Here is a 20,959-nt window from a genome sequence, read left to right as displayed (position 1 = left end):
GTCGGAATGGAAGAGGACACCGCCCCCGCCTCCCGCAAGCCGCGGGTTTGAGGGGGCGGTATGAAAGCACATCACGCCCCCGGACGCACCCCCCGCCCCTGCCGCAGAAACGTGCACCACTGCACCCGCGGGGAGATTGAGCAACGGCTGCTGGGCATGTTCCAGCCCTTGCGCCGGCCTGTGGCCCCGACTCGCAAGCGGCGGGAAATGCTGCGCGGTGGTGACCAATGAGGCAAGGGCACCCACCCCACAACAAGAGCAATAGCGACACGCTGGCTCTGGCACGCCGGCTCCTGCTGGGGCGCACCGCGACCAGGGACGTGGTGGCCGCCACCGGCCTATCCGATTCGACCGTTCGCCGCATGCGCTTGGACCTGGGCCTGGGGAAGGTTTCGACCTACGCCCCACCGCCCAGGCCGCGCCTGTGCATGGCCATCACCCCGCGCGGGGTGGCCGATGACTTCCTGGCCCTTCCCCGTCCCGACGACGCGCCACCGGCCGGCTGCCTGCGGGCCCACCTGGGCACGCCCGTCCATCAGCTGCCGGCGTTGGAGCCGGTGGCCAAGCCCTGCCGGATCCCTGACCTGGCCGGGTTGCTTGCTACCCACCCCCCAAGGAACCCACCCCATGAATGACCTGGAACGTGCCGCCAGCGTGCTGGCAAACCCTGCTTACACCTACCGCTTTCCGGCCGCTGACCAGGCCGGTGATGACTACTTAGAAGAGGACGCGCTGAGCGAAGAGGACGCCCTGGACAGCGCGGTGGACGTTGAAATGTCCCGCCTCCACGACGGCCGTTATGCCTTCGGCGTGCCGGTGGTGCCGGAAGTGGGCGCCGTGCTGGTGTCCCTGGGCGAAGTCCTGGACCTGGTGCGCGAGGCGCTGCTGGCCGGTCACGGCGTCACCGTCGTGCCGGATATCGACGTGCCGCCGGAAAGCCCCATTGCGGGCCAGGGGGACGCATGAACCGCGCCCGTGACAACAGCCGGCAATGGGGCACCTGGCAGGTCTATCACACCCCCGCGGGCGGTTGGCGCGCGGCACCCCAACCGGAGAACGAACGATGAGCAGCACCAAACGAGCCGACTATGACCGCGAAGTGGCCGACCGCATGATTGCCGCCCTGGAGGCGGGCACCGCCCCCTGGCAACGTCCCTGGAAAGCGGGCACCCGCAGCCCTTCCGGCGGTATGCCGTTCAACCCGACCACCGGCAAGGCTTACCGCGGGGGCAACGCCATCAATCTGATGTTGCGGCAGGCAGAGCTTGGCAGCACAGACAGCCGCTGGATGACCTACAAACAGGCCACCGCCTTGGGTGGCCAGGTCCGAAAAGGCGAGAAATCGACCTCCATTGAGTATTGGAAAAAGAGCCTGCGCAAAGGCAAAGATGAGGACACGGGCGAGGACGCCGACGAGGAAGCCAGCGCCAAGGGCCGGCCCTCGTTGACGGTGTTCCATGCCCGCGTGTTCAACGCTTCGCAGATTGACGGCCTTCCGCCGCCGCCGCCGGCGCCGGAAGTGCCCGAAGCCTTCCGTCATGCGGCCGTGGCTGAGGTGCTTGAACGCCTGGGCGTGCCCATCGAACACGGCGGCAACCAGGCCTTTTATCGTCCTTCCCAGGACCGGATCCAGCTGCCGGAACAGCACCAATTCCACACCGCTGACGCCTATTGGGCCACGGCCCTACACGAAGCTGGCCACGCCACCGGTCACCCGTCCCGGCTGGACCGTGACTTGTCTGGGCCCTTCGGTTCGGAGAGCTATGCACGCGAAGAGCTGCGTGCGGAAATCTTCTCAATGATGGCCGGCGAAGCGCTCCAGGTTGGCCACGACCCTGGCCAACATCACGCCTACGTGGGGCACTGGATTGAAGTGCTCAAAAAGGAGCCGCGGGAAATCTACCGCGCTGCGTCCGACGCTCAGAAGATGATGGACTTCCTGGGCATTGAGCCCCCGGCACCGCTCCAGGTGGCCGAAGCCACCGCGGAGAGCGAGCAGCAAGCCGCGTTTGTGCGGGAGTTTGATTTGCTCCTGCAGCGCGACTACGCGCTGACCGTCGAAGACGCTGGCCTGACCCGTGAGCAGGTGTTGCGCTACCGCGACGCGGACAGCGCGCTGGACGCGGTGCGCGAATATGCCGACGACTACGGCCTCCAGGCGCGTGGCCCTTACGACCCGCGACCGGCCCCGGAGCTGGAGCAGGAGCTGGCCACCTTGCGGGCCCAGCGCGACCAGCTGAAAAACGCCCTCCAGGGCGTGCTGGCGGCAGAGCCCGAAGTCACCGCCCAGGTGCGCAAGGCGGTGACGCCATGACCGCGTTGCGCTGGGCCATCGAACGCAACGACGGCGTGGCCGTGGACGCACTGCTGGCCCAGGACTCGAGCCTGGCAGCAGATACCTATTTCGCCGGCGACCAGCCGGCAGGGTGTCCCAAGTGCGGAAGCCGCACCGCTTTCACCGAAGGCAGCGGGGCCGATGGCCCCCAACAGGTCCACTTTTGCGGGCCCTGTGATTACGCCTTTGTTGTTGTTGAAGACCTGGACCCGGAGGAACCCATGGACCTGGACCGCGACCCCTACCAGCTCCACACCGCCGCCTTGCGTGCGGATTTGCCGGCATTGCGCCAGGCCGTGCGCGAAGGCGCGGACCTGGACGCGCTCAACGAGCGCGGCATGTCCCCGCTCCACCTGGCCCTGGCCGGCGCGTTCACCTACGACCACACCGCCAGCCGGTGGGAAGTGAGCCGGCCACACCTTGAGGCTTTCCATGAGCTTCTGACCTATGGAGCAGACCCAGACCGGGCCAACGCGCACGGCTTCACCGTGCGCCAGCAGGCCGAAATGATGGGCCTGACCGACGAGCACGGGCCCACGACCAGCGCGCAGTTGTTCGCGCCGCTGGATCCGGTGGCGGCCGCCCATGAGGCCGTTCAAACCGGCGACGTGGACGCCCTGCGGCGCGTGGTGGCCCGTGTGCCCGATGGCCTGGACCAACCCGTGGCCACCGGCGAAGGGCACGGGCCCACGCTGCTCCACCTGGCCGCCGGCCGCGGTGACGCGGCGATGGTGGACGTGCTGCTGCGTCATCAACCCCTGCGCCAGGCCGCCACGCTCAACAGCCATTTTTGCGGCATGACTCCGCTCTACATGGCCGCCTCCAGCGGCAACGTGGAGGCGGTGAAAACGCTGCTGCGTGCGGGGGCCATGTCGGAAACCGACACCGTGGCCCAGCCCCTACACGTGGCCGCGGAACAGCCCCGGCCGGCCGTGCTGGCGGCATTGCTGGAAGACGGCGCCGACGCCAACAGTGTGGACGCCAACGGCGCCACGGCGCTGCACGTGGCCGCGCGCAAGGGCAACACCGAGCACGCGCGACTGCTGGCCGACGCCGGCGCGGACCTGGACGCACCCGACGCCCTGGGCAGGACACCGCGCCAGGTGGCCGCTGGCAATGCCGACGTGCTGGCAGCAATGAGCCAGGGGCGCAGCGCCTGGGAACAACGCGAGCGAGCAACCGACGAACACGCCAGCCTGGCGCCCGTTGAAACCTTGGAGGCGAAGCTGGCACGGCTGGAAGCAGAGAACGCGCAACTGCGCCTGGAGCGCGAGAAGTTGAAGACCTCGCTCCAGGGTGTGCTGGAGCTAAACGCACCCTCTCCAGCACCGCGCAGGGCGTCGCCATGACCAAACAGGAAAAACTAAAAAACCCCTTGTTTTTAGGCACTTTCAGGGGCTTGCGCTTTTCTAATCCTGTCGCATGGTGGGGGTAGGAAAAGGTTGGAGCTTTTTACCCATGACACACCCCCACACCCGTTTTAAGCCCTCACGCCTGGCCGTGGCCATTGACCGCGCCCAAGGCTTTGGCCTCTTGGAAACCATGCTTGCCCTGGGCGTTGTTTCGGTCCTCGGCATGGTGGCAATGGTGACTTTCAAGAGCACCGACGCAAAGGCCGCTGTGCGCAACGAAACCGACGCGCTGGAGCAAAGCGCGTTGAACATCGAGCGCTCCATCGGAATGCTCGGCAACTACAACAACCTGACCACTGCCCTGGTGCGGCGCGATGACCTGGCCGGCGACGCTTACAAGCGGGCCGGCTCTGGCCTGGTCAACGCCTGGGGCAACCCGGTGAGCTTCCATCCGGCCACAGTGAACACCGGTGGCGACGCTTTCCTGGTGGAGACCCAGGTGCCTGCCAGCGCGTGCGCTGGCCTGGCCGCCTCGATGGCTTCCCGCGCCTGGGACGTTCGCGTGGACAACGTGAGCGTGATGGCCAGCGAGGGCCAGCTGGACATTGCCGCCGCCGGCGACGCTTGCGAGCGCGGCAGCGGCCGCATGGGCTTTGTTTTCTACTCGGGCCTGGTGGCTGGCACGGCAGTGGCAGCCCCGCCCCTTGCGCTTCCACCGGCGGTGCCCACGGTCACGGCTCCAACCTCCGCGCCCGTGGGCACGCCGGTGGGCCCGGTTGGGCCCGTGGGCGGTGCGGCTCCCGTCGCACCGGTCAGCAGCGCGCCGATGGCGCCGCCTGCGACCGTGAGCCCGGCGCTGCCGCCTGCTCCCACTCCGGTGAGCCCGAACACGCCGCCGGCCCCGGCGGTGCCTGCGCCCTCGTCGCCGGTTTCCTCGGTGGCCGCTTGCGTCATCCCGCCCACTGAAAACCGCAGCGTGGCCACCTGCCCGGCAGGCACCTGGGGCCTTACGAACCAAGAGCGGCGCTGGTGGTGCGGTGAAATCGGCGGCAACTATGAAGCGTGGGAAGCCCCCCAGGCCGGCGCCTGGACGGATACCACCAACACCTGCGCTTCTTGCCCGGCTCCGTCCACGGACAGCGGCACCCAGTGGGTCAACGCTTCGGGCGCCTGCCCTGCGGGCCAGTTGGGGGTGACCACTTGGCAGTATGAGCAATCGCGCACCCGTTCGGTGACCTACAACTGCCCGGTGGGAACCCGCAGCCTGCCCGGCCCGACCTATGGTTCCTGGAGCAGCTGGACCAACACGGGAAACACCCGCAACTACAGCAGCACCTGTGCCCCGCAGTGCGTGGCTCCGCCTCCGGAATGGCGCCAGTTGTTCTACACCGCCGCCTGCCCTGCAGGATGGGTGGGCACGAGCAGCAACTGGGTCACGGGTGAAACCCGATCCTGGTCCTGCCCGGCTCCGACCGGTGCGGCCGTGGCTACTCCGTGGACCTGGGACGGCACCGGTGGCACCTTCGTCAACTACGGTGATTGCTTGGCCGCTTGCTCCCTGCCCAACCCGAGCACGCAGACCAACACTGAAAACCGCACCGGCACCCAGACCCTGGCTTGCCCCTCGGGCCAATCGGGAGCCATCACCCAGACGCGCACCGAGCAGCGCACCCAGACGCGCACCGCAACCTGCCCGGCCGCGACCGGTTCCTACACCTGGGGAAGCTGGGGAAGCTGGTCCGCATGGACGGGTGTGACGGCTTGGACCACCACGTCCAACACCTGCGCCACCAACTGCACCCTGCCCAACCCAAGCACGCAAACCAACGTGGAGAACCGTGTGGCCACCCAGACCCTGGGTTGCCCGGCTGGTCAGTCTGGTTCGATCATCCAGAGCCGGCCGGAACAACGCACGCAGACGCGCACGGCCACGTGCCCGGCTCCGACTGGTTCCTACACCTGGGGCAACTGGAGTGCTTGGAGTGCCTGGACGGCGACCGGCGGTTGGACCACCACGTCCAACACCTGCGCCACCCCGGCACCGCCGCCGGCGCCGGCGTGCGCCCTGCCCAACCCCAGCACGCAGACGAACGTGGAGAACCGCGTGGCCACTCAGACCTTGGGCTGTCCGGTCGGTCAGGTCGGCGGCATTACCCAGACCCGCAACGAACAGCGGACCCAGACGCGCACGGCTTACTGCCCGGCGCCGACGGGTGCTTATTCGTGGGGCGATTGGTCAGCCTGGAGTGAATGGACGCCGGTGACCGGCTGGGCCACCACCTCCAGCACCTGCGCCACCGCCGTGGTGGGCAACGTGGGCTGGTGGCACGACGGCTTGGGCTATGTCGCCGGCTTTGCCGGGACCAAGTGCGTGCGCTCGTATGAAGTCCAATACCAGTTGCTGGTCTCGCACGCGCCGATTGGCGGTTACACGGCCTGGTATCGGGATTTCCCCGGTGGAGGCCCGTGGAAGCCGGTTCTGCCGGGCAATCCTTGCGCCCTGTCGTGGGATACGCCTGGAACGCCCTACCCGCAGTTCCCCGGCGACGTGCTGCCGACGCCCTAACGGCGTCGGCCCACCGGTTTAGTGGGCGTGGACCGTGCGAACGGTGCCATGCCCGGCCTGGTGCTTGGTGCCTTCCGGCGTGGCCAGGTAGCCCGCGCCGCCGTCGTAGTCCATCTCCGAGAACTCGCGCAGGTTCTGACCTGCCACACCGCGCAGGCCGCGGTGGCCAGCGAACACCTGACCGTTGAGCGCCAGGTCGTTGCGGTTCGCGTTGAAGCCGCGCTCTTTGCCGTGGCTGTGGATCGTCTGGAGGGTGGGACGCATACCCTCCGGCACCTTGGAGCTGAAATTGGCACAAGCGATGTGCGAACGGTTGGAGCCGATGACAGCGCCGAAGCGCTCCCCGTCGGTGGCAATCACGCCGCAGGCCTCGAAGCCGGTTTCATCGCTGAAAGCCCGCAGGCGCGGCGACAGGCGAGCCGCGAAAGCGTCCATGGTTTCGCCCGGCTGGCTGGTCTCAGTCAGAACGTGCTGGTAGTCCACCGGGCCCACGCCCGGAATCTTCACCTTCTCAACCGGGCCGTAATCGGCGGCCTGGGCGACGGTGGCAAACAGGAGGGTGGCGATGGTCAGAGCGATACGGTTCATAGCGGCTTTCCTTTGGTCTAGTCCAGTCCAGTCTAGACTGGACCGATGGAGTGAAAAAAAGAGTGGTCCTTGGGTGGGGTTTCCTCCACCGTCAACTACATAATATCATATAATATAATATAGTCAAGCCCCCTAGCGCAGCGGGGGCTTGGTTGCCCGGTGCAGTATGCTTTTGGGCTTCTAGTCCAGACTTGAACCGCCCTAATGCCTACGCCCTCTCCCCTCTTTGAACACCGCACCCAGCCGGCCGTGGACGGCACGCGGGTGGTCATGCGGGCAGCCATCCCCCGCGAACGCGACGGGGTGACCTACTCAAAACAGGCGTTTTTCCTGCTCCCGGTCGAGCTCTCCGAGCGCGTCAAAAACAGCGTGAACGGCGCCCCTGGCCCGGCCATGGTCGCGTTGATGGATTGGGCCCTGGCCCAGCTGGAGGCCAGAGACCAGACGCTGGTGGTTGAAGAAAAGGCGCGGTAGGGGCCGGCCCCTACCCGCTTGGCTGGAAAGACGGGCCCGCACGACGCGGGCCAGGTCGGGGAAAGCCGGCGTCCTGCCGGCCCAAAGAGAAAACCCCGCCAGGGGCGGGGCTCTCCTACTACTGCAACGCAACGACATACCCACCAAGGAAGCCGGGGGAGGGAGGTTGGAGCACCCCCGGCCCCTTTGAACCTAGCAGTCTAGACTTGACTGTCAACCCCTCTTGCCGCGTTACCCTTTAAGGGTAGAATGGAACCCGAGACATGGAAAAAAAGTCCGCGCATTACCCCCTGGCCAAGGTCAAAGAAGTTGTGGCCATCCACGGGGTGGGCTGCTTCACCGGTAGCGCCCGCAAGGGCGTGGAAGAAATGAAGCTGACCACCGACGAAGCCCTGGCGGCCATCGCGGCGCTGGAGCGCTCAGATTGCTACAAGTCGATGACCACCCACGCGGACCATCGGATCTGGCAGGACGTCTATCACTGCGACACCCCCGCCGGCGCGGCTTACGTCAAGTTCACCCTGATTGAGCCGCCCGACGCCAACACCACCCCCCGCGTGGTGATTTCGTTCAAACGCCTGGAGGAAAACGACACATGACACAGCACAACGAGAACCACGGCGTCGCCCTGGCCGTTGGCCAGTGCCCGGTGTGCGGAAGCGCCCAGGCGCTAGAGCCCTACAAGGGCCTGGAAACCGTGCGCGTTGGCGATTTCAGCGAAGAGCTGACGATGACCGGCGAGCGGTGCCGCGTGTGCGAGGAAACCTTTGCCGACGCCGGCAGCACCGCCCGTTGGGCGTCGGTTTCCAACGCCCTGGTGGCGAAGGTGCGCAAGGCCCGCGCCGACGAGTTGAAGCGGATCCGCGAAGCCCTGGGCCTGACCCAGGCCGCGGCGGCACTGCTCACCGGCGGCGGTCACAACGCCTTTAGCCGCTACGAGCGCGGCGAGGCCGAACCGCTGCCGGCGGTGTTCAACTTGTTCAAGCTGCTGGACAAGCACCCGGATTTGCTCGCGGAAGTGGCCCCGCAGCTGGCCAGCAAGGTCAAGGTGGAAATGCGCGGCAAAGTGTCCGTTTCACCCAGGGCCAAGCGCCCCGCCTTGGTCAACCGCGTGATGAACCGCAAGGCCCTGGAGAAGCGGCTGGGAACGCTCACCGCCTCCGGTGGCCAGGTGAAAGTCAGGACCGCCACCGGCGAGGTGGTGACCGGGAAGCTGGTGGCCGGCACTGAAAAAAAGGGCCCCAGTCCGAAGACTGGAGCCCTCACCTCACACCGTTCGGCGGCACCCGGCCGGCGTTGAGATTTCTACCGCCCCAGTCGCCAGGCTGGGGCGTGCTGGTTCAACAGAGGCATGAGCACCAACACCAGCAGCGCGTAGCGTGTTGCCGCCAGTCGGTGCGCCCTGGCTGCCGCCACGGTGGCCGCTTCGCGCAGCTGGGCCAGGGACCGCTGCCGGTTCTGGTGGGCCGTGGCCAAGGCCTTCTCCATCTCTTCCACTTCCAGCGCCCTGGCGCGCTTCTGGAAGTCGGCCAGTCCTGCCTGCAGCGAGCTGGCCAGCTCTTCCAGGGAGCTGGCTGAAATGCGGCCCAGGGGCGGCACGTCAGCGTAGAAATGGCCTTCATGCTCGGCCACGCCGACCGACAGCGGGCCGATGGCCAGGCCCAGGGGCCGATGGATGGCACGAACGCTCAACGTCATGGTTTGCCTCCAAACAGGGCTTCCACTGACCCAGGCAGGGCCTGGCCCTGGGCGTCGAGGTCATCGAAGCCCGGAATATAAAGCTCCTGGTCGTCGTCGTCGTGCTGGACGTAACCCTGGGCCACCTGCTCGGCGTTGGCCTGGGCCAGGGCTTCCAGGGCGGCCGTGTCCTGGCTGGCCCACATGTCGGCCATGCCGGTGTCATCGGCCCAGCGCGCCGGGCGCCAGGCAGCTTTGGCGGGCATTGCCGCCAAGGTGCGGATCTGCTCGGTCAGGTCAGGCTTGCGCAGCAGCAGCTTCAAACCACGGGAGCCACCGCCCAGCTGGCGAGCCAAGGCGCCGGACAGCTTGTAAGCGTCGCGGTCCTTCTCGTTGGTCTGGAGCAAGCCGAACGCCTTGGCGGCGGTCGTCAGCTCGGCGCGGTCAATCTTCGCGTTGCGCTCCAGCTCTTCCAGCGCTGCCGCGCCCAGCACCAGCTCGCCCTCAAAATCCAAGTCATCCTTCATTGGGCGCACCTGCTTCACCTGGCCCAAGGCCCCACGACTGCCGCCCAGGGCGCAGGAGGTCAAATAGCGGGCCTGCTCGGCCTGACGATCGCCCTCGGTAATGCCGCGGCTGGCTTCCTCGTCGTAAGCGTCGCCGGCAGTGTCAAAGCGCATACGCGCCGGTTCTTTCCATGCGTAGCCTTTCCAGACAAACCGGCCCGCATTGAGGGAAAGCCACTCGTGGAGGTCCAGCAGCAGCTTGTGCTGCCGGTGAAGCGACTGGGTAATCCCTTTTTCGGGCTCTTGCTCGTAGCGGGCCATGGCAATGCCCACCGCTTCCAGGGCGGCGGCGCCGGCGGCGGGAGAAATGACTTCCTTGGCAAGCTCGGCGCCCATCAGGGCCAGCTCAAAGAAGGCCAGCAGCCGCGCTTGGTCCTGGAAAATCGGCGCCAGGCGCTCGTTGCTGCGCTGTTCTTCGTCAATCTCGTAGAACAGTTGAATCCATTCGCCGCGCCGGCTGGCGATGGCTTCCACCGCGGTGGGATAGCCCCAGCCGTAGTTTTCTGAAAGCTTGTGGAGGCGCGACGGCAACGCCGACACTTCGGTGAACGTGGTCAAGTCTGCGTCCAGGATGTCCAGCTCGAAAATGCGGGTGGTCAGCGCCTCGCCCTTCTTCGCGCTGGCCGCCAGGTCCAGCAGTGACTTGTTGCCGGTGCCCACCACGGTCACGCTCCAGGTAGCGCCTTGGACACTGCCACCGGTCTGGGTGGCCTTCTCACGCCCGCCGCCGTTGGAGACAAACATCAAGGTGGTGGCGCCACCGTCGGCGTCTTTCATCAGCAGCTGGTCGAACTCATCGACCAGCATCCAGCCGTGATTGCTCGCAGCCAGCCGGTTCTCCAGGCCGCGCGCCGTGCTGGCCCCATCCAGGAAACCGGGCTTGTCCGGCACGCCGGCCAGCGAGGAAATCACCTTGAGGATGGTGGTTTTGCCGCGCGAAGGCGCGCCGGTCAGGTTGACGATGTGGCTGGTTGAGTGGGGCAACGGCACCACGCCGCGGAACAGCGAACCCAGGGCGCAAGCGATGGTGAAAGCGAGAATGCCGCTATCGTTCATCAGCTCGGTCATGGTCTTGGCCCAGACCTCACGGCTGCCGCCGGTGACGGTGGAGCCCAAGGCCTGGCCCACGTAAAGATCAGAGCCTGGGCGCACGTGCCTGTCATGCTCCACCCATCCGGCAATCTCGTAGCCCTTGCGCGTGGGTAGCATTCCCAGCTCTGAAAGCTCCTTGAGCGCGTAGGTCAGGATTTCCTCGACGGCGCCGGCACGCTTTGACGCCGGCGGCTTCCAGCCACCGCGCACCAGCGGGTGGTCCTTGCGGCCAAAGCCACCCAGCTCACCCAGGGGCAACTTCAACTCACCGGTGCCGCCATGGACGCGCGCGAAGCGCATACGCACATAGACCGCGGTAGTGCCGTCTTGCGTGGCAGCCTCAATGATTTCCGCTGGCCACAACGGCAACGGGTGGACGCAGTAGTAAGCGCCCTCCCTGTCCATCTTCCAGAAGCCGCGGGCGGTGATTTCGCCCATGGCGCCGCCTGCGTAGAAAACCTGGCTTCCGCCGGGTGCCAGCGGGTCGCCCTCCGGCGCCTCCAGCTCGTCGCCTTTCGCGGGGAGGTCCAGATCCCAGCCTTCGGCTTCCAAGGCTTCCAAGGTCTGGGCCACAGGATGCTGGCTCTTGCTGTTTTTTGGGGTCATGGGTGCCGCCATGTCCACTCTCCTGGCTGTAATGCTATTATATTATATTCTATTATTTGTTCTGTCAAGGGCTCCAGGGCTGAAATTCCCAAGTTCCCGCAGTTCCCACAGTTCCCATGCAACCATTGCCCTGTCAAGATGGCGGCTTGGAGGCTTCGGCTTGCTCTGCTTCCAAGCGCTCCCGGATGGCCTTCTCCAGCCTGCTGCGCGCCGCTTCCAGGGCTTCCTGCTTGTGCTTCAACGCCTTCTCGGCTTCGCGCACGGCACGCTTGGCGGCGATGACGCCAGCCTCTGCCCTGGTGGCCGCTTCCTGGTTCGGGTCCATGGCCTTGGGCTTGCCCAGGCCCAGCACGGTCATCACCGCGGCCATGCCGCCCACAGCCCGGCGCTGCTGGGCCACGTTCAACCGCGCCCTGCCCCGCTCGCTGCGTGCCCTGGCCAGGTCACGGCGGGCAAACTCCAGGACCGCCAGCGCGTCGCGCGCCTCGTTCGCTGCGTGAGCCTCCACCGCCTCCAGGGTGGCCACCTTGGGCACCCGCCGGGGAGCGCCTTCGGCGCGCAGCCAGGCGTTGAGGTAGCTGATGGCGTGGGGGTCTTTGGCCATGGCCCGGACCTTGGACTCGTCGGGATGGCCAGGCACGGGGAACATCGTCACCTTGCCGCGCAGGCGCACGACTTCCTCCCAGGTCAGTTTCAACCAGGCCTGGGCGGCCGGACCGTCGCCGGCGTCGGCCGTGAGGTCTTCCAACTCCACGAAAATGCGGACCTGGGTGCGCCACCAGACGCGCCAGCAACGGGCGATGGTTTCGGTGTCCAGGCTCTCCGGGTCACCGTCTAGGTGAAGCGCCCACCAGGGGCCTGACGGGTCGCCCTGACGGGAGCACCAGGCGCTGGCCTTGCTGCGACAACCCGGCAAGCGGCCCATGGGCTCGGCGGTGGAGAAGTCCGGCGGGTCCACCGGCCTGGAGCGCCAGGGGCGCACCCACAGCCAGTTTTTCCGCAGCTCGGCGCCCAGGTCCACGACCACGGGGGCCACGTCGCCTTGGTTCTCCCAGCTGCCTTTTTTCTGCGATTGGATCCGCGCGTCGGCCGCGCTCAACAAAGCGGCAATGTCGTCATCAGCACGGGCGCTGCCTTCTTCCGGTCCGGGTATTTTCATCAGAGCCTCCCCCGTGACGCAGGCGCCGTTGGCGCCTGCTTCAACATGGTTTCCAGGTGGTGGGATTTGCTCGCCGCGGCGAGCAAGCGGGAAACGTTGGGGTGGCCGGTTCGGACGGCACAGAGCAATGCAGTGTCGTTGCTGCGGTCACGCGCGCTCAACTTGGCGCCGGCGTTCAGCAGCACAGCAGCGGCGGCAGAGGTGTCACCCTCGCCCTGGGCCGCATACATCAGCGGGGTCTGTTTCCAGAATCCGCGGGAATTTGGGTTGGCCCCAGCGGCCAACAATGCCTTGACCGCTTCCACATCGCCCAGCTGGGCGGCTCGGTGGAGCGGCGGGTGGACCTGGCCACCGCGCCGGTTGGGATCCGCGCCTTCCTCCAGCAACCGCTGGAGGGTGGAAAGGTCGCGGGCCTCAACGGCGCGGTGGAGGTCGGTCACATGGCCCCCTTACGCCTGGGGGCCCTTGTTGCCGTTCTCATTCCCCGGCGTCGGGGCCTGAGCCTTCACCAGCTGCTCCAGGCGCTCGGCCAGGGCGTCGCGCTGGGCTTCGGCCTTGGCCTTGGCCGCCAGGGCGTCCTGCAGTTGCTCCTGGGTCGGCCGGGCGTCGCGCTGGGCTTCGGCAGTGGCCTGGGCCGCGGTAGCGGCGCGGGCGGCCTGCTCGGCCTGATTGCGGGCTTCGCGCTCGCGCTCCAGGTCAGCGGCCTGGGCCTTGGCCTGGGCCTGGACCATGGCCAGCTGCTCACGCAGGGCGGCCAGTTCGTCCTGAGCCTTGGCGGCGGCCTTTTCGGCGGTGTCGGCGCGCTTGGTTTCGCTCTTCAACTCGGCCAGGGCCGCGTGGTGGGCGGTGCGCTCGTCGGCCAGCTCGCCGCGGGTGCGCTCCAGCTGGCTCTCCACCTTTTCGCGGGCCTTCTTCTCTGCCGACAGCTCGCCGCGCAGTTCGGAAACCTCGGCCTCGTGCGCGGCGGCTTCGTTCTTGCGGGCCAGGCGCTCGGTGTCCAAGGCGCGGGACAGCTCGGCCTGACGGGTTTCCAGCTGGTCGATGTTCTGCGTGGCCACGGCCAGGTCATCGGTGACGCCGCGCAGTTGCGCGCTGGTTTCCTCCAGCTTTTCCTCCAGCTCCAGCTTTGCGCTGGTCAGCGTGGAAACGCTGGCCTGGGCCTGGGTCAACTCGGCTTCGGTCGACTCCAAGGTGGCGTTGGTTTCATTCAAAGCCGCGGTGGTGCTTTCCAGCTGCTCGGACAGTTCTGCCGCCTTGGCCTGGGTCTGCTCAATCACCGCCGCCTGCTCGGCCACGGTAGCCGCGTGCTGGGCTTCGGCCTCGGCAGCGTTGGCCACCGCTTCCTGGAGGCGAGTGTTGAGCGAACCGATGCGGGCCAAGTGCTGCTCTTCGGCCTCCAGGGCGCGCAGGGCTTGGCGGTAAAGCGCGTTTTGCTTCTGGAGGGCAGCGGCCTGGGCGTAGAGGCTGGCCGCTTGGGCGCCTGCGCTTTGCGCAGCGGCCCGCAGGCTCTCCTTCTTGGCCGACGTCGGCATGGCGTCGGCCAGGGCGTCGGCGGCGTCGTCTTCCAGCAACGGGGGCAGCTCGCCCTTTTCCGCAGCCTGGCGGTATTCCTCGGACTGTGCAGCGTCCAGCTGGGCCTTGCGCTCGGCCACGGAGGTGCCGGTTTCATCGCGCAGACGGAACACCAGCGGGGCCAGGCCATTTTGGGCCAGGGCCTCGTTGACCTGTTCCACCATCGCCTTGGCGTCTTCGCCGCGGCTAAAACTCCACTTCTGGCTGATATGGCCATCCGGGCCCAAGGCCACGGTATGAACCTGGGCCATGAAGTGCGGGCCGCGCTCGTCGTCGTGATGGACTTCGTGGGCCAGCACGGCGCGACGGCCCTGCAGCACCTTGGTGGCAGTGCGACCGCCGCCCAGGTTGCGGGTCATGCTCACGTCCGGGTTGGCGAGGGCGCCCATGATGATTTCGCGGGCTTTTTCCGGGTCCGGGTAGTGCTGGAGCTGAATCAGCAAACGGTCCCACTGGAGGTTGTCGTCGCCGCTGGGGCCCTGCCCGCTGCGGTTGCCCTTCGGGGCCGTGGTCTTGCCGGCGGCACGCATGGCGTCATGGTCGAACAGCGGCACGTTGTTCTGCGCCAGCATGTCCAACAGGTCTTCCAGGGTGTCGGCTCGGTAGGTCTTGCCGGTGGTGGGGTCCACGTATTCGCTGGGGGTCTGCCAGCTATCGGTGGACGCCAGGGCCTTGATTCCATCCGTCCCCAGGGGGGCGCCGTTGGTGGTAATGCTCATTGGGTAACGCTCCTAACCAGGGGGATGAATTCAAATTAGCGTGGGTCTTGTGGGTGTCAACCCACAAATTAAGACTAAATTACAGGGGTGGGATTGTGGGGAGTGACGGGTTTCCCACGTCACTCCTTCTCATTGGTTTCAATGGCCTGCCCGGTCTGCTCCAGGTAGTCCAAGGCCCAATCGGCCAGCGCCACGATGGAAACCGTATGGCTGCCCACGGTGTGGGCCTTCAAGCGCTCCAGGGTGGCGGTGGGCACGCGCACCAGCACGCCCTGGGCACCCTGGGCGGCGCGAACCTTGGCTTTCACCACGGCGCGGGGCGCGCCATGGGCAGCCGGGTGGAGCTTGTGGTCGAAAGCGGCAGCGGTGGGCTGAAAGGCCACTTTTTCGATGGTGGGGGCCAGGCCTTCCAGCTTCTGAGCCCAGCTCATGGGGGTCTTCTTGGTGGTCATGCGTGCGGTTCCTTAAAACAATGGGGCGTTGGGGGCTTGGGCGGTGGCCAGCTTGGCCTTCTCCTGTTCCGCCAGCTTCACCAGTTCTGTGTAGGGCAACTGACGGCTGGGGTCGGTCAGCAGGGCCACCAGGTGGTCCATGACTTCATCGAAGTGCTGACGGATAACCAGCGCGTCGCGGATCCCGCTCTTCTCGTCGTAGGGGGTCACGCCGTTAAAAATGCCGGTCTGAATGCTGGAGTGCTTCTTGAGGTAGGGATGGCCCTCGGGGAAAAGCTCAGTCAGGGCACTGATGTGACCGGAAACCTTTTCATACCGGTTGGGCACCACCAGGAAGCGCTGGCCGGCCTGGTGGAGGTCCTTCACAAAGCTGCCAGTGGCCGCCAGGTCGAACAGGGCCAGGAAGGTGGGCACCAGCACCACGTGAGCGCGCGTGTTGACCTTTTGGGGCAGGCCCGGGGGGTGGTCGTAAACCGTCCAGTCGTAGCCGGGCGCGGGAGCGCGGGTCACATCGAAGGCCGGGGCCCTGCCCATCTGGGCGCGGTTGGCCGCCCAGATGAGGCTGGAGCCCTGCCCGTCCAGGTCTACCACCTGGACTTTGTGGCCGGCCGCGGCCAGGGCGCCGGCGGTGAACAGGGTGCAGGTGCTCTTGCCCACGCCACCTTTGGCATTGGCAATGCTGATTGTTTTACCGAGTGCTGGTTTGGCGGGGCTCATCATGGTTGTGTCCTCAGAAGAAGTTCAGGCCGGAGAACAGGAAAACCGCACCAGCCAGGACGGGACCGCCCAGCGCAGCCAGGGGCAGCAGCACCAGGAAGGAGGCGTTTGCGTTACGGCGGCGGTTCTTTGAGCGGTTCATGGCGGTTCTCTCGGTTCAAGCCTGGGGTTTCCAGGGTGGAAATATAATATCATATGCTATTATAGTGTCAAGCCCCCTAGCGCAGTGGGGGCTTGGGTTAGAGCGGTTCCAGGATCTCCAGGGCCCGCAGGGCGACAATCACCCAGCACGCAGCTGTTGCGCTCAGAAGCACTGCGAGGAAGCGCCAGAAGGCAGGGCTTACCGGGTTGCGCTTGAAGTCACGCTTTGGGCGTTTCATCAGGAATTGGGCCACGGCCTCCAGGCTCACCAGCACGCCCCGCAGGAGCGGCATGGCCATCAGCACCGGCAGGAGCAACAACCAGGCCAGACGGCGCGGCCAGGTGTCCGGGTTCTCGTCCAGGTTCTCCAGGGCTTCCATTCCGCGGGCAAGCCACTGGAGCCAGGCGGGGTCTTTGTCGTATGAGGTCATATAATATGATATAATAGTGTTAGGCTTGGGGGTCATCTCACTTCTCCCAGCTGGCCAGCAGGGCCAGGGCTTCGGCTTCGGGCATGGCCCGGGCGGCGGCGCGATAGCAGGCGTCAGGGGCGCGCAGCTGCTGGCGGGCGCGCTGCTCGCGCTCGCGGGCCACCGGATTGACGGCGGTTTCGTAGCGCAGGACCGGAACGGTCGAAGCGGTGGCAGTGGTGGAAGCGAGCTTGTTCATGGGGGTGTCTCCGTTGTGGTAATATCATATTATATTATATGCTATTGCCGTCAAGCCCCAGAAGTGTGAGAAACCAGACACTTTTGAATCTTCGTCCGGGCTCATAAAAAGGCCGCCCCGTAGGGCGGCAAGGGCTGGAACAGCCAGGGGAAAAGGGTCAATGAAGCCGGTGGAGGCGGGCGCCGGCGTCGAACAGCAAACGCGCCGACGCCAAGCCCGTGGGGTGGACACTGCGAAGGGCCGCCTCCAGGGCGTCGGCCGTGGCCGGCACGCCGGCTTCCAGCAGAGCCAGCACACCGGGGGCGTTCCCATAAAGAGCGGCAGCCTCCAGGGCCTGGGCCAGCTCCGCAGGACGCGGGCGGGGCTCCAAGGCTTCCAGAACGCACTGGTAGCCCTCGGACCGGCGAAGCCTGGCCAGGGTTTCGACGCCGGGCGGTGGCGGTAGCTGCTCCATCCCTTTCATATTATATGATATAATATCATACATTCCGGTTCCTCCGGTCCTGTTCTGCCGTGAAGCGCTCGCGCTCGCGCTGGGCATACGCCCGACGCTCCAGGCGCTCCCGCTCCCTGGCCCGCTTCTCGGCCATGGCTTCGCACTGGCCCGGCAGGGCCTCGGCCTCCTGGCGGGCGGCTTTCAAACGCCTGGCCTCGGCTTCAATCGCGTAGGCGGTAGGGTGCCAGTTCTCCAGTGCCGCCCGCACCTGCGGGGGCCCGTTCTTGGCCAGGTGTTCCATCACCTGGTCAACGTGCTTTTGGTAGAGCGCCCGCAGGCGCTCCTGTTCGTGGCGGGGAGTGATTTCAAAGGCCATTACTCATCCTCCGGCTCGGCTGCCTTCTTGGCGGCCTGGGCGTTGCGCTCAGCCTTGGCAAACGCACGCTGGGCCTCGGCCAGCGCCTGCTGGTAGGGCTTGGCGTCCGGGGCGGTGCTGGCTTCTGAGGCAATCAGCTCATCTTGGGCCTGGGTGCCGCCGGTGCCGGCGTCGGCTTGGCGAGCCTGGGCCAGACGCTGGCCAAAGCCTGCGTCCATCCTGCCGGCCACGTTCAAAGCGGCCTGGCCGTGGCGTGCCTCGGCGTCGAAAGCGCGCTCATAGTTAGAGACGGATCCGCGCTCTTCGGCCCGGTCGTTGGCCTCCCAGGCCTTTTCTCGGGACTGCTCCAAGTCTTCCACCAGCTTGCTGTTCTGACGCTCGTTGTTCTCTTCCTCGCGCCTCTGTCTTCCAGCGTGCTCACGGGCTGCCGCCGCCACCTTGTTACCCAGCTGGTTGGTGACCGCACCGGCGGCCACACCGGCGCCCAGGAGGTTGGTGGACTGGCCTTCAACCGCACCGGCCAGGGGTTGAGCGTTCTGGCCCAGCATGTTGTCCACCCCGCCGCCAATCCAGCGCAGCACGTTGTCGGGAATGACGTGGATGAGGCTGAAAATCTTGGTCATCACCGTGACCATCAGCGTGGAGTAGATGGCCAGGCCCATCAGGATGTTGATGAAGCCGCCCCAGCTCGGGTTGTCCTGCATGACGTTCAGGCGGAACACGTGAGCAAAGGTGGAGTTGAGCCATTCGCCGACGGGGACCAGGATGGCGATGGCACAAATCAGACCCAGGACCATGAGCGCCGGGCGCAGGGTCAACGACAGCACCAGCATGTAACCCTGGCCACCGCGGCCCACCACGCCGTCACCGTCCGGGGCCATGTGGGCCACGGCCCAGAGCGGCGCGGCAATGACGGCCTCGGTCACCAGGACAATCCAGCCCAGGACCACGCCCACCCAGAGAATGAAAGGCAGCATGGGGATGACGCTGGAGAGCACGGCGCCCATCAAAATCAGGGGGCCGACCAGGGCAAACAGCGGAGTGGAAAGAATGTCAGTCAGGGCCAGTAAGGCGGTGTCAGTGCCCAGGCCTTTGCCGGCGACGTTACCGGCGATAACGCCGGCAGCAGCCACCACCACGGCGCCCACGGTGTAGATACCAATGCCCCAGGACTTCATGGACTCGCCGGTGTTCTTGGTGGCAATCAGGGGATGGCCAGACATGCCTTCCGGATCCACGTCGCGGGCACTGTCTAGCACCACGGTCAGCAGCTTGTCCATGATGTTGCCGCCCTGCTCGCTGCCCACGGTGTGGGCGCCTGGGCTGGTCACATCACGCAGCGCCGCGCTGGCTTCGGCCCAGCGCAGTTGGACGTCGGGGAGTGCCTTCGGGAACTCGCCCTGGACTGACAGCTGGGCCGACCGGCTGGTGGCCGAAGAGATCGAGTCCAAGGCGTGGGCCAGCTTGGTGTAGAACGCGCCGGCCATGACCCAGCCGTCTTGCTGCAGCGCTTGCTTGAAGTCGTCGGACTGGAGGACGTTGGCCTGGGACTGCGACGCCTGCTTGATGGTCTGCGAGTAGGCCACGGCCGCGGCTTTGATTTCAGCCGTCACCGCGGGCCCGTTCACCGTGTCATCGCCGGCGCCCATGGTGGGAGCCGCCACAAACCGGTCAGCCAGGGCTGACATGCGCGCGTCCATGGCCGTGAGCGCCGACACGTGGGCTGGAAACACGCCTTGAGCAATGGCGTATGGGTCTACCAGGTTGCGGGCCGCCGCGCTGCTCGCGTCGGTAGCAAAGTCCCCGCGCTTGGGCTTGTGAATCATCATCGTGCCGCAGGAAAAGCCCCAGCTGGTCACGTAGTTCCAGGCCATCACGTTGTCGTTGTCCGTGGTCTGGCGGGTGGCCTTCCAGGAGCGCAGGCCAACGCCTTGAAGCTGGCTCATGTCAGTATTGGCTTCGGCTTGTTCCAGGCCAGCCCGGCACACGTGCTGCAGGAACATTTGCCCGGCAATTTTCTCAAGCTGGCGGACTTCGGACGGCGGCACGTAGGCCGCGCCCTGGAGCGGGTTGTCGGCGTAGGCGCCCCAGACGGAGTTGGCAATGCCAACGCCCTGGAGGGCCAGCCAAATCACGATGGCCTGGATGACGCTAAAGCCGCCCATGGTTGGCAGAATGGCGGCCGCGCCCAGGGTGGTGCGGATGGGCAGCCACAGGCTGGACCACTTCTTGCCCAGCATTTCGCCGTCGTGCGCGGTCGAGAGCGTGCCGGCGATGAGCGTATACATCACCAGGATCCCGGCCACGATGAGCACGGCGGTGTTGAACATGCCCACGGCTGCGCCCAGCGGGCTGCCGCCGCCGCCGCCGGTCAGCTCGGGAAAGAGGTTGTCCAGGAACAGCTTTTTAGACAGGTCACTGTCCGGCACGTCGAACGGGCCGGCCATGGCCAGGCCTGGCAGGAACAGGCTCACCAGCAACAGCAGGTAGGGCGCCAAGCCGTAAACGGCTTTGGTTTTAGCCGTCCAGTCGCGGGCGGCTTCGCGCAGGCAATCGGCCGGGGTGCGGCCGATGGCTTCTGCAGTCTCGCGGAACTCGCTCACCGCGTCGGCGGTGTCGCGGTATTCCACGCGCTCTTTGAGTGTGGGGCGCGGCATACGCGCCAGCCGGGTGGACTCAGTCATGGCGCACCGCCTTGGTCACAGCCTTCCCCTGGGCCGGCAGCGACAGCGCCGGAAGCCAGCTCAGGGGAGAGCGCAGGTAGTCTTGGAACGGGAACAGGTCGCGGCGCTCAATCTGCGCCGCGCGGAAGCCGGCGCGGAGGAAGTAGCCCAGAAGGGCCATCAGCGCACCGAAACCAGCCAGGGCGCCTGGCAGGGAGCCCTGGGCGTAGTGCCAAGCGCCCATGGCGATGGCTACGCAGGCAAAGAAAAATGTCAGGTGCGCAACGATGGAGTGCTGGCGGTGGAGAGCCCGCAAGTCGTCTTGGGTCAGGCCGCGGCGCTCCACGGCGTTCTGGAAAGTCTCGCGCCGGTCGGTGCCTTTGCGGCTTTCCCAGAACTGGCGAAGCATTCCGGTGGTGGCGCTGGCGGTCTCGGCAATCTCGGCCGCGTTCACGACCTTGCCGGCGTAGCGGGTGGAGCGCTTGGCCCCGTTGGCTACCTTGGTTTTGACATATCGAAACATGGGGGTTCTCGCTTGGTGGGGTGGGTTGAAACGTCAGGGCGAACCGAGCAACATCGCGGCCCCGCCAACGACGGAGCCGAACAACAGGGCGGGCAAGGGCTGGGCGCGGAGCCAGAAAATGAACAGGACGGCCAGGGGGTAGCGCCAATGCAGAGCGGCCAGGCCGCACAGCCCCAAGCCCAGAAAACCGGCCTTGAACGGGTGCTCACGGTGGAACCTCACCACGCCTTCCCAAATCCGGATTTCCCAGCTGCGGGTGTCTTCTTCCATTTCGCT

23 protein-coding genes are annotated in these 20,959 nt (G+C 66.3%); 7 read left to right on the top strand and 16 right to left on the bottom strand.

Annotated features, from left to right (window positions below; all coding sequences use genetic code 11):
- Nucleotides 1-627 precede the first annotated feature (627 nt).
- The 4 genes from LG380_RS15820 to LG380_RS15805 all read left to right on the top strand — a co-directional run bounded on the left by LG380_RS15820 (nucleotide 628) and on the right by LG380_RS15805 (nucleotide 6,253).
- The gene (locus LG380_RS15820; protein WP_225766774.1) at nucleotides 628-966 is read left to right on the top strand and encodes a hypothetical protein; all 339 of its coding nucleotides are present in this window, start codon (nucleotides 628-630) and stop codon (nucleotides 964-966) included.
- Nucleotides 967-1,063: 97 nt separating this feature from the next.
- Nucleotides 1,064-2,314, top strand: coding sequence for a zincin-like metallopeptidase domain-containing protein (locus LG380_RS15815; RefSeq protein ID WP_225766772.1), 1,251 nt, complete (start codon nucleotides 1,064-1,066; stop codon nucleotides 2,312-2,314).
- On the top strand, nucleotides 2,311-3,684 hold the full coding sequence (locus tag LG380_RS15810) for an ankyrin repeat domain-containing protein (RefSeq protein WP_225766770.1): 1,374 nt from the start codon (nucleotides 2,311-2,313) through the stop codon (nucleotides 3,682-3,684). Before LG380_RS15815 ends, LG380_RS15810 begins: the two co-directional genes overlap by 4 nt.
- Before the next feature lie 109 nt (nucleotides 3,685-3,793).
- The gene (locus tag LG380_RS15805) at nucleotides 3,794-6,253 is read left to right on the top strand and encodes a hypothetical protein (protein ID WP_225766775.1); all 2,460 of its coding nucleotides are present in this window, start codon (nucleotides 3,794-3,796) and stop codon (nucleotides 6,251-6,253) included.
- A gap of 18 nt (nucleotides 6,254-6,271) precedes the next feature.
- On the opposite strand, the gene LG380_RS15800 is transcribed toward LG380_RS15805, so the two are convergent.
- Nucleotides 6,272-6,841: a hypothetical protein gene (locus LG380_RS15800; RefSeq protein ID WP_225766768.1), complete on the bottom strand. Its 570-nt coding sequence runs from the start codon at nucleotides 6,839-6,841 to the stop codon at nucleotides 6,272-6,274.
- Between the two features lie 204 nt (nucleotides 6,842-7,045).
- Between LG380_RS15800 and LG380_RS15795 the strand changes: the two genes are divergently transcribed.
- The 3 genes from LG380_RS15795 (at nucleotide 7,046) to LG380_RS15785 (ending at nucleotide 8,615) form a co-directional block, all read left to right on the top strand.
- Nucleotides 7,046-7,315, top strand: a complete 270-nt coding sequence (locus LG380_RS15795; RefSeq protein ID WP_225766767.1) for a hypothetical protein — start codon at nucleotides 7,046-7,048, stop codon at nucleotides 7,313-7,315.
- A 263-nt stretch (nucleotides 7,316-7,578) separates the two neighbouring features.
- A complete protein-coding gene (locus LG380_RS15790) occupies nucleotides 7,579-7,914 on the top strand; it encodes a type II toxin-antitoxin system MqsR family toxin (protein ID WP_225766765.1) in 336 nt (111 codons plus the stop codon).
- Complete coding sequence (locus LG380_RS15785; RefSeq protein ID WP_225766763.1) at nucleotides 7,911-8,615, top strand: type II toxin-antitoxin system MqsA family antitoxin; 705 nt, start codon at nucleotides 7,911-7,913, stop codon at nucleotides 8,613-8,615. Before LG380_RS15790 ends, LG380_RS15785 begins: the two co-directional genes overlap by 4 nt.
- Before the next feature lie 5 nt (nucleotides 8,616-8,620).
- Here the strand turns inward: LG380_RS15785 and LG380_RS15780 are convergent, their stop codons facing one another.
- The 15 genes from LG380_RS15780 to LG380_RS15715 all read right to left on the bottom strand — a co-directional run.
- On the bottom strand, nucleotides 8,621-9,013 hold the full coding sequence (locus LG380_RS15780) for a hypothetical protein (protein WP_225766761.1): 393 nt from the start codon (nucleotides 9,011-9,013) through the stop codon (nucleotides 8,621-8,623).
- Entirely contained in the window at nucleotides 9,010-11,268 is a 2,259-nt protein-coding gene (locus LG380_RS15775) for a DUF927 domain-containing protein (RefSeq protein ID WP_225766759.1), read from the bottom strand. Before LG380_RS15775 ends, LG380_RS15780 begins: the two co-directional genes overlap by 4 nt.
- Before the next feature lie 121 nt (nucleotides 11,269-11,389).
- Nucleotides 11,390-12,355: a hypothetical protein gene (locus LG380_RS15770; protein ID WP_225766757.1), complete on the bottom strand. Its 966-nt coding sequence runs from the start codon at nucleotides 12,353-12,355 to the stop codon at nucleotides 11,390-11,392.
- A gap of 59 nt (nucleotides 12,356-12,414) precedes the next feature.
- On the bottom strand, nucleotides 12,415-12,855 hold the full coding sequence (locus LG380_RS15765) for an ankyrin repeat domain-containing protein (protein WP_225766755.1): 441 nt from the start codon (nucleotides 12,853-12,855) through the stop codon (nucleotides 12,415-12,417).
- Nucleotides 12,856-12,864: 9 nt separating this feature from the next.
- Nucleotides 12,865-14,706 (bottom strand): hypothetical protein, encoded by a 1,842-nt coding sequence (locus LG380_RS15760; protein ID WP_225766753.1) that lies wholly within the window; start codon nucleotides 14,704-14,706, stop codon nucleotides 12,865-12,867.
- 119 nt (nucleotides 14,707-14,825) lie between these two features.
- Nucleotides 14,826-15,158, bottom strand: coding sequence for a hypothetical protein (locus LG380_RS15755; protein ID WP_225766751.1), 333 nt, complete (start codon nucleotides 15,156-15,158; stop codon nucleotides 14,826-14,828).
- A gap of 12 nt (nucleotides 15,159-15,170) precedes the next feature.
- Nucleotides 15,171-15,875 (bottom strand): ParA family protein, encoded by a 705-nt coding sequence (locus LG380_RS15750; RefSeq protein WP_225766749.1) that lies wholly within the window; start codon nucleotides 15,873-15,875, stop codon nucleotides 15,171-15,173.
- A 13-nt stretch (nucleotides 15,876-15,888) separates the two neighbouring features.
- On the bottom strand, nucleotides 15,889-16,017 hold the full coding sequence (locus LG380_RS15870; protein WP_263973799.1) for a hypothetical protein: 129 nt from the start codon (nucleotides 16,015-16,017) through the stop codon (nucleotides 15,889-15,891).
- A gap of 97 nt (nucleotides 16,018-16,114) precedes the next feature.
- Entirely contained in the window at nucleotides 16,115-16,447 is a 333-nt protein-coding gene (locus tag LG380_RS15745) for a hypothetical protein (protein WP_225766747.1), read from the bottom strand.
- 37 nt (nucleotides 16,448-16,484) lie between these two features.
- Entirely contained in the window at nucleotides 16,485-16,685 is a 201-nt protein-coding gene (locus tag LG380_RS15740; protein WP_225766745.1) for a hypothetical protein, read from the bottom strand.
- Between the two features lie 157 nt (nucleotides 16,686-16,842).
- Nucleotides 16,843-17,139, bottom strand: a complete 297-nt coding sequence (locus tag LG380_RS15735; RefSeq protein ID WP_225766743.1) for a hypothetical protein — start codon at nucleotides 17,137-17,139, stop codon at nucleotides 16,843-16,845.
- Nucleotides 17,140-17,164: 25 nt separating this feature from the next.
- On the bottom strand, nucleotides 17,165-17,497 hold the full coding sequence (locus LG380_RS15730) for a hypothetical protein (protein ID WP_225766741.1): 333 nt from the start codon (nucleotides 17,495-17,497) through the stop codon (nucleotides 17,165-17,167).
- On the bottom strand, nucleotides 17,497-20,181 hold the full coding sequence (locus LG380_RS15725) for a DotA/TraY family protein (RefSeq protein WP_225766738.1): 2,685 nt from the start codon (nucleotides 20,179-20,181) through the stop codon (nucleotides 17,497-17,499). The genes LG380_RS15730 and LG380_RS15725 overlap by 1 nt, the downstream gene beginning before the upstream one ends.
- Complete coding sequence (locus LG380_RS15720) at nucleotides 20,174-20,683, bottom strand: hypothetical protein (protein ID WP_225766736.1); 510 nt, start codon at nucleotides 20,681-20,683, stop codon at nucleotides 20,174-20,176. Before LG380_RS15720 ends, LG380_RS15725 begins: the two co-directional genes overlap by 8 nt.
- A 33-nt stretch (nucleotides 20,684-20,716) precedes the next feature.
- A partial coding sequence (locus tag LG380_RS15715) for a hypothetical protein (protein ID WP_225766734.1) occupies nucleotides 20,717-20,959 on the bottom strand: 243 nt, incomplete at its 5' end.

It is taken from the genome of Stenotrophomonas sp. Marseille-Q4652 (assembly GCF_916618915.1).
GTDB lineage: Bacteria > Pseudomonadota > Gammaproteobacteria > Xanthomonadales > Xanthomonadaceae > Stenotrophomonas.
Note: the sequence above shows the minus strand (reverse complement) of the source record. Positions and strands in the feature narration are given on the sequence as shown.